This window comes from Microbispora sp. H10830 (assembly GCF_014161375.1).
Lineage (GTDB): Bacteria > Actinomycetota > Actinomycetes > Streptosporangiales > Streptosporangiaceae > Microbispora > Microbispora catharanthi.
Genome location: NZ_JABBWX010000003.1, coordinates 373542 through 386256, shown reverse-complemented (window position 1 = coordinate 386256; position 12715 = coordinate 373542). Strand labels below are relative to the sequence as shown.

General features: G+C 72.6%; 11 protein-coding genes. 2 read left to right on the top strand and 9 right to left on the bottom strand.

The annotated features are described in order from the left end of the window. Nucleotides 1-85: 85 nt before the first annotated feature. Nucleotides 86-2710 (bottom strand): bifunctional FO biosynthesis protein CofGH, encoded by a 2625-nt coding sequence (locus HHX35_RS11025; protein WP_182898731.1) that lies wholly within the window; start codon nucleotides 2708-2710, stop codon nucleotides 86-88. A gap of 146 nt (nucleotides 2711-2856) precedes the next feature. Between HHX35_RS11025 and HHX35_RS11020 the strand changes: the two genes are divergently transcribed. Next, on the top strand, nucleotides 2857-3288 hold the full coding sequence (locus tag HHX35_RS11020) for a hypothetical protein (RefSeq protein WP_182898730.1): 432 nt from the start codon (nucleotides 2857-2859) through the stop codon (nucleotides 3286-3288). On the opposite strand, the gene HHX35_RS11015 is transcribed toward HHX35_RS11020, so the two are convergent. The 5 genes from HHX35_RS11015 to HHX35_RS10995 all read right to left on the bottom strand — a co-directional run bounded on the left by HHX35_RS11015 (nucleotide 3273) and on the right by HHX35_RS10995 (nucleotide 8818). Next, the gene (locus HHX35_RS11015; protein ID WP_182898729.1) at nucleotides 3273-4244 is read right to left on the bottom strand and encodes a DNA-3-methyladenine glycosylase; all 972 of its coding nucleotides are present in this window, start codon (nucleotides 4242-4244) and stop codon (nucleotides 3273-3275) included. The two genes, HHX35_RS11020 and HHX35_RS11015, sit on opposite strands and share 16 nt — an antisense overlap. 1 nt (nucleotide 4245) lies before the next feature. Further along, complete coding sequence (locus HHX35_RS11010) at nucleotides 4246-5349, bottom strand: NDP-sugar synthase (protein ID WP_310739015.1); 1104 nt, start codon at nucleotides 5347-5349, stop codon at nucleotides 4246-4248. 332 nt (nucleotides 5350-5681) lie between these two features. Then, complete coding sequence (locus tag HHX35_RS11005; RefSeq protein ID WP_182898728.1) at nucleotides 5682-6809, bottom strand: glycosyltransferase family 1 protein; 1128 nt, start codon at nucleotides 6807-6809, stop codon at nucleotides 5682-5684. Between the two features lie 231 nt (nucleotides 6810-7040). After that, a complete protein-coding gene (locus HHX35_RS11000) occupies nucleotides 7041-7967 on the bottom strand; it encodes a lysylphosphatidylglycerol synthase domain-containing protein (protein ID WP_182898727.1) in 927 nt (308 codons plus the stop codon). Next, nucleotides 7964-8818 carry a class I SAM-dependent methyltransferase gene (locus HHX35_RS10995; protein ID WP_310739014.1) on the bottom strand — a complete coding sequence of 285 codons (855 nt, stop codon included), beginning with the start codon at nucleotides 8816-8818 and terminating at the stop codon, nucleotides 7964-7966. The genes HHX35_RS11000 and HHX35_RS10995 overlap by 4 nt, the downstream gene beginning before the upstream one ends. Before the next feature lie 143 nt (nucleotides 8819-8961). Here HHX35_RS10995 and HHX35_RS10990 point away from each other — a divergent pair, with 143 nt between their 5' ends. After that, nucleotides 8962-9915, top strand: coding sequence for a lysylphosphatidylglycerol synthase domain-containing protein (locus HHX35_RS10990; protein WP_310739012.1), 954 nt, complete (start codon nucleotides 8962-8964; stop codon nucleotides 9913-9915). Here HHX35_RS10990 and HHX35_RS10985 read toward each other — a convergent pair. The 3 genes from HHX35_RS10985 to HHX35_RS10975 are packed head-to-tail and all read right to left on the bottom strand — an operon-like array spanning nucleotide 9879 to nucleotide 12679. Further along, a complete protein-coding gene (locus HHX35_RS10985) occupies nucleotides 9879-10961 on the bottom strand; it encodes a glycosyltransferase family 4 protein (protein ID WP_182898726.1) in 1083 nt (360 codons plus the stop codon). The two genes, HHX35_RS10990 and HHX35_RS10985, sit on opposite strands and share 37 nt — an antisense overlap. Beyond that, nucleotides 10958-11893, bottom strand: coding sequence for a glycosyltransferase family 2 protein (locus HHX35_RS10980; RefSeq protein ID WP_182898725.1), 936 nt, complete (start codon nucleotides 11891-11893; stop codon nucleotides 10958-10960). Before HHX35_RS10980 ends, HHX35_RS10985 begins: the two co-directional genes overlap by 4 nt. Before the next feature lie 57 nt (nucleotides 11894-11950). Beyond that, entirely contained in the window at nucleotides 11951-12679 is a 729-nt protein-coding gene (locus HHX35_RS10975) for a permease-like cell division protein FtsX (RefSeq protein WP_182898724.1), read from the bottom strand. Nucleotides 12680-12715 lie beyond the last annotated feature (36 nt).

Below are 12715 nucleotides of genomic sequence, written 5' to 3'. Positions count from 1 at the left end.
CGGTGCAGCGGCATTGTGATTCTGCCCATCCCCCCCGCGTGCGGCGCAAGAGCGAAATAGAACTTGTTATATACAGCGCGTCCAATTACTCCCGAGGCACGACGGGCGAGACCGTGAGCAGGGGCCCGCGGACCGACTGGCACACCCCGTCGCTGCGCCGGGCCGCCTCTGCCCGCTCCTCGCTCGGCCGGCCGTACGACGTGGTGCGCTGGCGCAGCGGACGGCCGGTCGGCGCGACCATGGCCGCGATCTCGCTGATCGTCTTGTAGGAGCCGTTCTCCGAGCCGGCCATCCGGCTGATCGTCTCCTCCATGAGCGTGCCGCCGAGGTCGTTCACGCCTCCGGCGAGCACGTCCCGGCACAGGTCGTCGCGCAGCTTCACCCAGGAGCACTGGATGTTGCGGATCGCGCCGTGCAGCATGATCCGCGCCAGCGCGTGGACGGCCCGGTTCTCCCGCGCGGTCGGCCCCGGCCTGGCGATCCCCGCCAGGTAGATCGGGGCGCTGTGGTGCACGAACGGCAGCAGCACGAACTCGCTGAACCCGCCCGTCTCCTCCTGGATCGAACGGATCAGCCGGATGTGGCGCACCCAGTGCTCGTGGGTGTCCACGTGGCCGTACATCATGGTCGAGGTCGTCGGGACGCCGACCCGGTGGGCGGTGGTGATGACCTCGATCCACTCCCGGGCGGGCAGCTTGCCCTTGGTCAGCACCCATCGCACGTCGTCGTCGAGGATCTCGGCGGCCGTGCCGGGCAGCGAGTCGACCCCCGCCTCCCGCGCCGCGTGCAGCCACTCCTCGACCGACAGGTTCGTACGGCTCGCGCCGTTGACGACCTCCATCGGCGAGAACGCGTGCACGTGGATCTCGGGGCAGCGTTCCTTCACCGCGCGGGCGATGTCGAAATAGGCCGTGCCAGGCAGGTCGGGATGGATGCCGCCCTGCATGCACACCTCGGTCGCCCCGGCCTCCCACGCCTCCTGCGCCCGGTCGGCGACCTCGCTCAGCGACAGGGTGTAGGCGTCGGCGTCGGTGCGCCGCTGGGCGAACGCACAGAAGCGGCAGCCGGTGTAGCAGACGTTGGTGAAGTTGATGTTCCGATTGACGACGTAGGTGACGTCGTCGCCCACCGCCTCGCGGCGCAGCCCGTCGGCGATCCGGCACAGCTCCTCCAGGCCGGCGTCGTCGGCGCCCGCCCCCGACTGGTCCCCGGCGAGGTCGAGCAGCGTCAGCGCCTGCTCGTCGGTCAGCCGCGCCGGGTCCGCCTCGGCCTGCCGCAGCGCCTCCCGCACGTCCGCCCTCACGGCCCCGTCTCGTCCGCCGCTGGGCAGACGCTCGCGCAGGGCGTCCCAGTCGCCGTACACGCTGTCGAAGTCGGCGCGGCGGTCGCCCGTCCGGCCCTCGGCGTCGACGGCGGTGTGCAGGTCGGCCCGTCCGCCGGTGACGAGGCCGCCGTCGGGCTCCTGCCACGGACGGCCCGCGAGCACGGCGTCCTCCCGCGCGAGCCCGGTGGCGGGGTCGGCCAGCGCCGCGACGTGCCCGGTGAGCCGGGGGTCGAGCCACGGCTCCCCCGCGAGCACATACTCGGGATAGATCGTGAGGCGCTCGCGCAGCCTGAACCCGGCCGTGGCGGTCCGCGCCGCCAGGTCGTCGATCTGCGGCCACGGGCGCTCGGGGTTGACGTGGTCGGGCGTGAGCGGGGACACGCCGCCCCAGTCGTCGATGCCCGCCCGCAGCATCAGTGCGTACTCCTCGCCGATCAGGTTGGGCGGCGCCTGCACGCGAACCTTCGGGCCGAGCACGAGCCGCGTCACCGCGATCGTCGCGGCCAGCTCGTGCAGGTCGGCGTCGGGCATCCCGCGCATGGCCGTGTCGGGCTTGGCGCGGAAGTTCTGGACGATGACCTCCTGGATGCCGCCGTACTCCCTGGCCACCCGGCGGATCGCGAAGATCGACTCGGCTCGCTCCTCGATCGTCTCGCCGATGCCGATCAGCAGGCCCGTCGTGAACGGCACGCTGGAGCGGCCGGCGTCCTCCAGCACGCGCAGCCGTACGTCCGGGTCCTTGTCGGGAGAGCCGTAGTGGGCCTCGCCCTTCTCGGTGAACAGCCGCCGTGAGGTGGTCTCCAGCATCATGCCCATCGAGGGCGCGACCGGCTTGAGCCGCTGCAGGTCCTTCCAGGTCAGGACGCCGGGGTTGAGGTGGGGCAGCAACCCCGTCTCCTCCAGCACCCGGATGGCCATCGCCCGGACGTACGACAGCGTGTCGTCGTACCCGTGGGCGTCGAGCCACTCGCGCGCCTGGTGCCACCGGTCCTCCGGCCGGTCGCCGAGCGTGAACAGCGCCTCCTTGCAGCCCATCGCCGCGCCCTGGCGGGCGATCTCCAGCACCTCGTCCGGGGACAGGAAGGCGCTGGGCAGCTTGTGCGGCGCGGTGGCGAACGTGCAGTAGCCGCATCTGTCCCGGCACAGCCGGGTCAGCGGGATGAACACCTTGCGGCTGTAGGTGATGACGCCGGGCCGTCCGGCGGCCTCCAGTCCCGCGTCCCTGACCCGCGAGGCGTGCGCGAGCAGGGCGTCCAGGTCGTCGCCGCGGGCGCGCAGCAGGATCGCCGCCTCGGCGAGGTCGAGGGTCTTGCCGTCCCTGGCCCGCGCGAGTGCCCGGCGGGTGCCGCTGTCGGAGCTGACGTTCGGGGGTCGCTTCGCCGTCATACGCCGCACCCTATGAGGCGTGGGTCCGTCCGGCGCACCCAGCCCCCGGCCGCCCGTACGGGAGAAGTCATGGCGTACGCCCGCCAGGCGGTTTGCGGCCGGAGGGTATTAGCGATGGGACCACATCGATGAACGGGGGAAATTCGGTGGCTGTTATCGGGGCGAATGGGGCGTTTTGTCTAGCCTCAGGGGTCCGGTCGCTGGCCGTCGCGACGCTCGTCATCGGGTTGTCGGCGCCGGCGGCCGAGGCGTTCGCGGCGCCGTACGCCGGGCACGGCGGCGGATCGGGCAAGGGCCACGCCAAGCAGGTCACGGACGGCCGCAACACGGCCAACACGCCCGCGATCGCCAGCGCCCCCCGGCAGGTGTCCATGGGCAGGCGCAACGTGAACGCCCCCGCCGGCAACAACAGCCTCGCGTTCGCCGGCCTCCAGCAGGAGTCGAGCGTCAGCGTCTTCACCAACACCCTCAGCGGGCAGTGCCACGCGGGGGTCGAGCACTGCGGGATCAACCAGGACCTGAAGACACACGAGGCCGGTGGCGCGCGGCGCGCCGGACGTGGTCAGAAGGCCCGGTAGTCGCGCGGGGCCATGCGCGGGCCGCGCGCCGGCGGCCTGACACCGCTGAGCTCGATCAGCCGGACCACACGGTGGCGGTGTCCCCGGAACGGCTCGAGCAGGTCGAGCATGCCGTCGTCGTCGGTCTTCTGCCCGGTCAGCGCGTAGCCGACGATCCCCGGCAGGTGGAAGTCGCCCACGCTCGGGGCGTCCGGGTCGCCGTGGGCCCGCTGGCGCACCTCGGCGGAGGTCCACACGCCGATGCCCGGCAGCGCTCGCAGCAGGCGGTCCGCCTCCGCCGACGCCTCCGTGGTGCGCTCCAGCTTCTCGGCGTGCCGGGCCGCGTTGACGATCGTCCTGGCCCGTACGGCCTCCGCGCCCGCCCGGTGCCAGTCCCACGACGGGATCGCCCGCCACACCTCCGGCGGCGGCATCACGTGCATGCCCTCGGGGGCCGGGCCCGGGGCCGGCTCGCCGTACCGGCCCATGAGGAACCGCCAGGCCCTCCACGCCTCCCTGCCGACCACCTTCTGCTCCAGCACGGCGGGCGCGAGCGCCTCGAAGACCCGCAAGGAGCGCCCGATCCGCAGCCCGCCGGCACGGCCGGCCAGTCCCGCGACGAACGCGGCGGCGCGGGCCTGCCGGGGATCGCCCGAGCGGGTGAGCCGCGCGAGCGTCGCGGCGAAGCCGGCCACGTCGTCGTCGGCGCCCAGCAGCGACGGAAGCGTCTCCAGCAGCCAGTCCGCCCCCAGCCCCCACGCCTGCCCGAGGACCTCGCCGCCGCTCACAGTGACGCGCAGGGTGCCGGGCCCTTCGGGGGTGCGCGAGGTGCGCCAGATCGCCCCGTCCGGCGTACGCCGCCAGGCCGGGTCGCCTCCCCCGTGCCGGTGCGGCGACAGCGTCAGCGCGAGGTCGAACGGCGCCGGCGGCCGCCAGTGCCGCTCGCTTCGCCGTCCGGTGGAAGCCGTTCGGATCATTTCAGACGTCGCTGGAGAAGCGGACCGCACACTCGGGCAGATTTACCCCCGGCCAGACGCGTATACCGGAGGTGAGCTCGTTGCCGGGGCCGATGAGCGCGCCGTCGCCGACGACGACCTGGCGCAGCACGGCGCCGGAGGCGACGCGGGCGCCGACGCCGACGACCGAGTCCACGACGGTCGCGCCGGACGCGACGTGGCAGTCCTCGGACAGCACGCTGCCGCGTACGCTCGCGCCGGCCTCGACCGTGGCCCGGGCGCCGACCACCGTGCCACCGGTGACCTTGGCCTCGGGCGACACGACGGCCCCGTCCAGCAGGAGGCTCTCGCCCACCGGACCCGGCAGCGCGGGCGAGCCGAGCTTGCCCAGCACCAGGTCGGCCGAGCCCTGCACGAACGCCGCCGGCGTGCCCACGTCCAGCCAGTACGACGTGTCGGCGTAGCCGAGCACCAGCTCGCCGGCCGAGATCAGCCCGGGGAAGGTCTCCCGCTCCACCGACACCACCTGGCCCTCGGGGATCGCGTCGATGACCGAGCGCTGGAACACGTAGCAGCCGGCGTTGATCCGGTTCGTCACGGGATTGGGCGTCTTCTCCAGGAAGGCGCTGACCCGGCCGTCGTCGTCGGTCGGCACGCAGCCGAACCTCGACGGGTCGTCCACCTCCGTGAGATGGAGGGTCACCGCGGCCCCCCGTGAAACGTGCAGATCCACCTGCGCCGCGATGTCGTGGCCCGACAGGATGTCGCCGTTCAGCACGAGCACCGGCGCCTCGGGCGGGCAGGTCAGCGCCCGCGCGGCGTTGCGGATCGCGCCGCCGGTGCCGAGCGGGGTGTCCTCGGTCATGTAGACGATCTCCAGGCCGAAGCCCGACCCGTCCCCGAACGCCTCGCCGAACATGGAGGCCCGATAGGACGTCGCGAAGACCACCCGGCGCACCCCGTACGCCCGCGCCTTGGCCAGCTGGTGCGCGAGGAAGGGCACCCCCGCCGTCGGAAGCAGCGGCTTGGGCGTGCTGAGTGTCAGCGGCCGCAGACGCGTGCCCTGGCCGCCCACGAGAAGGATCGCCTCAAGACCATCCGGCGACCGCACAGAACTCTCCCTCACAGCCGCGAGGGTAGCCTAGCCGGGCCCTCCGCATGGCTCGCCGCCGCCGACCGTTGTGCGGACGTTTCAAGACAGGCGCGGAATCTCCGTTCGCGAACCCCAAACCGGGCGATACCAGGGTTAATTTCGCTCCAACATGAGCAGCAAAAACGGACGTCCGCAAATCGGGACGCCACCGAGCAGCACATGCCGAGCTCCGCTGCGTCTGCGGATATCTCAACGAAACTGAAGGGTTAAGCTCCGGACGGTGCCAGGCCGAATAGCGGATGACTCCGTGCGGCGTGCGATGCGGCGGCGCTGCGCGGGCGACTCGGCCTGTGGCGTTCGCCTTCTTAGCCTTCGACGGCCCGTTGGTAGGCGACGAGGTGGGCCTCGGCGGAATGCCGCCAGGTGAACTCGCGTGACCGGGTGACGCCCGCCCGCGCCAGCGACTCGCGGCGCTCCGGTGACTCCAGCATGGCCCGCAGTGCCCGCGCGATGCTGTCGGCGTCGGGCTCGGTGTAGGCCACGGCGTCGCCGCCCACCTCGGGCAGCGAGGCACGGTGGGTGGTCAGCACGGGCGCCCCGCAGGCCATCGCCTCCAGCACCGGCAGGCCGAACCCCTCGCAGCGCGACGGGGAGGCGACCACGAGCGCCCCGCCGAGGAAGCCCGGCAGGTCGGCAAAGGGCAGGAAGCCGGGACGCACGACCTTCACCCGGGGCGGCAGCGCGCTGATGGCGGCGTCGACCTCCTCGTCCCAGGCCGGGCCGCCCGCCAGCACCAGCGCGGGCGGCGAGGGCAGATGCCCGACCGCCCGGCCGAACCCGGTCACCAGGTTCGGCACGTTCTTGCGCGGCTCCAGCGCGCCCAGATAGGCGACGTACGGCCGGCCGTGCAGGCCGATGCGCCCGGCCACCCGGCGCACGTCCTCGGGCGCCGGCGGGTGGAACAACGTGGGATCCACTCCGTGATAGGCGACGTCGATCCGGGTGGGGTCGGCGTCGAGCACCCGGACCAGCTCGTCCATGGTGGCCTTCGAGGGCACGATCACCCGGTTGGCGTGGCGTACGGCGGTGCGGGTGGCCGACCGGAAGAACGAGGCTCTGACGGGGTCGTGCTGGTCGGGGTCGGTGAACGAGGTGACGTCGTGGACGGTGGCCACCGTGGGCAGGCCCGAGCCCAGCGGGATCGAGTAGTAGGGGGCGTGGATCACCTGGGCACCGGCGTGCCGCGCCAGGACCGGCAGCCCGGTCTGCTCCCAGGCCAGCCGTTTGTTCCGGTTGGTGATCGCGGGCGGTCCGGAGAGGATCCGCGCCGAGGGGGCCAGGGCGGCGTACCGCTCGGCGTCCGCGCGCTGGCAGACCACCGCGATGTCCGCGCCCGCCTCGTGCAGGGCCGCGACCAGTCCATCGACATACCTGATCAGGGCGCCGCGATCGGCGGGGACCGCGGCGGCGTCGACGAGCACCCGGGGTGTCAAGTGAATCGCTCCCCTCACTGGGCCCGCACAAGGCCGGGAGGATCGCTCCCCGCCCGCGCGGTCCCGCTGGTTCCGGCGGTGTTCCGGCAGGGGCCAGGGGCCCCGCGCCACGAACTGACGCCTTCCCCCGCATCCCTCCCTGTCACTCTATTTCCGACGTCCCCCGAAACGTGAGCGATATCACGTGAGGATCATCTCTCCGGATGGGCGACCCGCGCCGATTCCACGGATTCAGGCCCGTGCTACGGGTTCCTCCCGCGTACGGACCGCGCGCCGTGAGGCCAGACCGGCGACGCCGGCGCACACCAGGTCGCCGACGGACACGATGAGCCGGGAGCACAGCGCGGCGGCGATCGCGGCCGGCCGGTCGAGCACCGGGGCGAGCGCGGCCACCATCGCGACCTCCCGCAGGCCGGCGCCTGCCGGGGCGATCACGAACACGAACCCCAGGCACCAGGCGAGCGCGAACGCGCCGAAGCTCAAAATCACGGCCGAGGGCCCGCCCGCCCCGAGGCCGTGCACGATCAGCGCCAGGTGCACGCCGTACGCCGCCCAGCCCGCCAGGGCCCAGCCGCACGCGACGAGCACGCCGCGCCGGGTGAGCGGTCGTTCGAGCGGCGGGCGGCGCAGCGTGCGCAGTCCGAAGGCGATGACGCCGTTGACCACCTTCGGATGCAGGGCGGCGGCGACCACGGGAACGAGCAGCAGCAGCCAGGCGTATCTCACGACCGACTGCCCGGCGAGCACCGGCAGCGTCACGACGGCCACCAGCAGGCCGGTGCCGAGGTAGATCGGATACGTCAGGAAGAAGGCGGCGGCGCTGCGCGGCCGGGGGATGCCGTGGTCGCGGCCCATCTCCATCTGCGCGAGCATCGGCCACACCGACCCGGGGATGTACTTGCCGAGCTGGCCCACAAAGAAGATCTTGGACGCGTCGGTGAACGCCAGCGGGGAACCCAGGTCGGTCAGCAGCGCCCGCCACATGAGCATCCCCGACAGCAGCGCTCCGAGCACCGCCACCAGCGAACCGGCGAGCTCCGCCCACGACAGGCGGGCGAACCCGTCCGTCACGGCGGTCCACTGACTCGCCACCGCCCAGACGCCGAACCCCAGCGCCACGAGCAGAAACAGCGCGCGAACGGCCTTGCGCCGACTCATCGGGACGTACGGACCGGCTCGGGCGGCTGCGGGAGCGGCGCACCGAGGGGACGGCGGGGCGTCTTGGTCGCGACCCACAGATAGGTGGGGACGACCGGCAGCAGCGCCCGCAGGGCCGGGCGCGGAGTCCGCTCCAGCGTGGCCTTGGCGGCGCGGCCGGCCGCACCGGGGAACAGCTCGCCCCCGGCGAACCGCTCGGGCGCGGCCAGCACCGGGAACGTGTAGTCCCACACGTGGAAGTCCGCCAGCATCCGCCGCAGCCCTGGCCGGGTGCGGAAGCGCTCGTAGTAGTGGTCGGCCCGGCCGAACGCCCGCACATACCGGTCGGCCGCGGCGGGCGGCAGGTAGGACAGGAAGGGCAGCTTGTAGTGCGGCTCCACGACCCCGAGCCGGTTGCCCAGGCCCAGGTAGAGCACGCCGTCGTCGGACAGCACCCGGTGCATGTCGGCGATCACGGCGTCGGGGTCCACCACGTGCTCGTAGATGTGGTTGAAGACCAGCACGTCGATCGAGCCGTCGGGGAACGGCAGCCGGGAGCCGTCGGCGCAGACGAATCCGACCCGCTCGCCGAACCGGTCGGACGCCTTGCGCAGGCCCGGGACGTCGATGTCGAGCCCGAGCGTGTGGCGTGCGCCCGCGGCGGCGAGCTCGTCGGCGATGAACCCGGCCGAGCACCCGACGTCGCCGACCGTCAGCCCCGACAGCGCCTCGCCGGGCTTGGCCGCGTCCCTGCCCAGGAAGTGCGCGAGCACGGCGATGATCTTCGCGGCCTTGCGCCTGCGCTTGTCCTCGTCGAGCATCGCGGCCTGGAACTCGGAGTATTCGAGCTGGGCCGCGCGTTCCGCGCTCACCCTCGTCCTCCGCTCACCCTCGTCTTCACGCTGCCCAACAGTACCCGTGCCCGCCCCGCCCCCGTCTCCCGATCAGCCGACCCTGTGGATAACCCGCGCGGCGGACCTACCGATCAGTAGCTTCAGGCTTTACTCTGGGGCGCGTGCCGCGCCTGCTGAACCGCCTGCGCTCCAGCCCGCTGCTGCGGGTGCTGCTGGCCCTGGTCGCGCTCGCCTTCCTGGCGTACGGCCTGGCCCGGAACTGGACGGAGACCTCCGCCGCCCTGTCGCGGCTGTCGTGGTGGTCGCTCGGGACCTCGTTCCTGGCCGTGCTCGCCGGGCTGGGGTTCATGCTGGTCGCCTGGCGCGACATCCTCGCCGGGCTCGGCTCGCCCCTGCCGCTGCGCGTGGCCGCGCGGGTGCTGTTCGTCGGTCAGCTCGGCAAGTACATCCCCGGCTCGGTCTGGGCGTTCGCCGCGATGATCGAGCTGGCCCGCGACCACGGCGCGCCGCCGCGGCGGACGTTCAGCGCCACCGCCCTCGGCCTGGTGACCTCCCTGGGCTGCGCGCTCGCCCTCGCCGCGGCCACGCTGTCGCAGCAGATCGCCAGGCAGGCGTGGTGGCTGCTCGCGCTGGTCCCGGTCATCCTCGTCGGCCTCCACCCGCGGGTGATGGCCTGGGGGCTCAACCTCGCCCTGCGCGTCGCCCGCAGGGAGCCGCTCGACCGGGTGCTCAGCGGCGCGGAGATGGCCAAGGCCGCCGCCTGGACGATGGCCGGCTGGCTGGTGTACGGCGTACACCTGTGGGTCCTCGTCGGCGGTGTGCGCCCGGCGGGCCCGTCCCTGTACGCCGTCGCGGCCGGGGCGTACGCGCTGGCCTGGGCCACGGGCATCCTCACGGTCGTGGTGCCCGCCGGGATCGGTGTGCGGGAGGGCGCGATGGTCGTGGCGCTGGCCCCGGTGCTCGACACGCCGAGGGCGCTGGCCATCGCCGTGGTGTCCCGCGTGATGTTCACCGTCGCCGACGCCGCCTGGGCCGGGCTCGGCTTCCTGCTCGCCCGCGGCCGCACCGCCCCGGCCGGTCAGCTCTCCGACGCGGCCAGCAACGTGTCCACGTAGGCGGCCCAGTGCGGCTCGGGATCGACGGGCGCGACACCCGCCCGCAGCCGCTCCGGCGTCCCCGGCTCGTAGAACCGCTTGATCGCCTCCGCCAGCGCGCCGGCCGAACCCGGCTCCACCAGCAGGCCGTCCACATCGTCGCGTACGTTGTCGGGCAGCGCCCCCACCCGGGTGGCGATCACCGGCACGCCGTGCTCGTGACCGAGCCACACGTTCTGGCTGGCGGTCGCCGACCGGTAGGGCAGCACCAGCGCGTCGGCCCCGGCGAACAGCCCGGGCACGTCCTCGGCCGCCACGTATCCCGGCCGGATCTCGACCCGGCCGGCCAGACCGAGCCGGGCGATCAGGGCGTGGGTGTCCTCCAGGCCGCCCCAGAACTCGCCCGCGACCGTCAGCCGTACGTCGGGCACCTGCGCGAGCGCCTCAAGCAGCAGGTCGAGCCCCTTGTAGGGCCGGACGATGCCGAAGAAGAGCAGCCTGCCCTGGGGCCCCCGGCCCGCCGCCTCCCGCGCGCCGCGCACGGGCAGGTGCGGGGCGAGGGCGGCCACCCGCACCGGCGCGTCGGTGAGCGCGCGGGCGAGGTCCGCCTGCTGCTCCGAATGGGCGAGCACGCCGTCCACCCGGCGCAGCAGCGCCTTCATCAGCGGCCTGTCGTACGGCTTGGTCTCATGCGGCAGCACGTTGTGACACAGTGCGACCACGCGCGCCCGGCGGCGCAGGCCGTACAGGATGCCGAGGTACGCCGGCACCTGCACCGGGCTGAGCACGGCGAGCACGACCAGGTCGGCCCCGCGCAGCCGCCGCCCGCAGGCCACCCAGCCGTCCGGCCGCCGCCAGTCGAGGTCGCGGCGGGTGCCGGGGTAGGGCTCGCCCTCGGGGCTGTCGATCGTCTGCTGCCCGGGGTACAGGAACGAGGGATACTGCGCCCGCCACGACTCGATGACCACGTCGTGGCCCCGCGCCCGCAGCCGGTGGGCCAGCTCGGTGGTGTGCTGCGCCCCGCCGCCCTTGTACGGATACGTCGGGCCGACGATCGCGATCCTCACACATCACCCCGAGATCGCACGATCAGGTCGGCCAGCAGGGCCACCGCCCCGATCAGCATGCCGGACAGGAAGGTCACGACGGTGTTGCTGGTGAGGTAGAAGGCCAGGTGGCTGATCATGTCGTACACGCCCTTGACCAGGCCGATCCCGACGAGCCAGAGCGCGGGCGGCATGAGCACCTTGAGCGGGTTGAAGTACATGACCATCCGCAGCACCTGCAGGATGTAGCGGTAGGCGTCGGAGACGAAGTTGAACTTCGACTTCCCGGCCCGCTTCGCGTACTCGATCGGCAGGTAGTAGACGTCGTGCTGGTTCGACATGAACGCCAGCGTGATCGTCGTGACGCAGGAGAAGCCGGGGGGCAGCAGCCGCAGATAGGGCTTGGCGACCGACTTGCGGAAGGCCCGCAGGCCGGAGTTGAGGTCGGGGATCTTCTGCCCGGCCAGCCGCTCGGCCACCTTGCGGATGAACCACTTGGCCGGCACGCGCAGGAACTTGTGCGAGCCCTCCTCCGTGGTGCGCGCGCCGACGACCTGGTCGATCGTCGGGTCCTTCTCCAGGATCTGGACCAACTCGGGGATGCGCTCGTTCGGGTAGCTCATGTCAGCGTCGGTCCACACGACGATCTCGCCGCGGGCCTCCTGGCTGCCGATCCTGCGTACGGTGCCCGAGCCGCCGTTGCGGTGGAACGCCCTGATCCGCATGTGCGGGAAGCGCGGCGCGGCCTCCCCCAGACGCCCGAGCGTGTAGTCGGTCGAGCAGTCGTCGATGGCCAGCAGTTCGTAGGTGTATCCGCTGGCGTCCATGGCCGCGCAGATGCGCTCGACCTCGGCGACGACGTGGTCCTGCTCGTTGTAACACGGCAGGACAATCGTGACGTACGGGGTTTCTGCGGGAGTCACGGCGCTTCCAGAGGTCTCGGGCGTGGTCACGTCCGGCTAGGCTACTCTGCCCCACCAAATCGCGGTCTCACTTCGCGGACGCCGCCGTCACAGCCTCCTGTCCTTCGTGGTCGCGTCGACCGGGTCCACCAGGAACACCCCGGCCGCTCCGCGCAGCGCCCGCCTGACCTCCGACAGCACCGGCGGGGTCGTGAACTTCACGTAGAAGACCTCGGGAAGGTAGGCGCCGAAGTCTTCCTCCGGCACTATCCGGCGACGCCACATCGGGGCCTGGTGGGAGCGGGCCTGGAAATAGACCTTCTCCAGCCCGGGGAGATCGCCGATGCGGTCCAGAATGGCGTTCTTCTCGGCGAGAGTGGCCAACCCTCGCCCCTCGCAGGGCCCTCCCTGCCCTTCGCTGAGGTCGGCCCGGGGGCACAGCTGGACCATGACGTCGGCCTTGCGCGGCCAGTAGTCGTCGCGGATCACGAAGGCGTTGGACACCCCCGCCGCCTTCGAGAGGCGGCGGACCAGCGCGGGCCAGTCCCCCGGACCCACCCGCGCGATGTAGGACGCGGACTCGTCCGCGGGGTCCGCGCCTTCCAGCAGCTCGGGTCTGTCCCGCAGTGCCTCTCGCGTTCGCCTGAACTCCTCCGCCTGCGACACGAAGCGGACCTTCTCGACCTCCGGCGCGGCCCCGAGCAGCGCCCGCACCTTCCGTATCTCTCCCCGCGTGGCGACTCCCCGGTCGTTACAGGCGTCGAACACGGTGGAGCGCGCGCAGAAGAACACGGCCAGTCGTCCCGTCTCCGGCCACGGGCCGTCCGGCGGCGGCAAGGGTGTGAGGGCACTCGTGCCCGGCCACGGATCGTC

What these genes read in the sequence shown, in the direction of transcription:
- HHX35_RS11015 (WP_182898729.1), bottom strand. Translation starts at nt 4,244, where the DNA reads ATGATCCGAACGGCTTCCACCGGACGGCGAAGCGAGCGGCACTGGCGG.
- HHX35_RS11025 (WP_182898731.1), bottom strand. Translation starts at nt 2,710, where the DNA reads ATGACGGCGAAGCGACCCCCGAACGTCAGCTCCGACAGCGGCACCCGC.
- HHX35_RS11000 (WP_182898727.1), bottom strand. Translation starts at nt 7,967, where the DNA reads ATGAGTCGGCGCAAGGCCGTTCGCGCGCTGTTTCTGCTCGTGGCGCTG.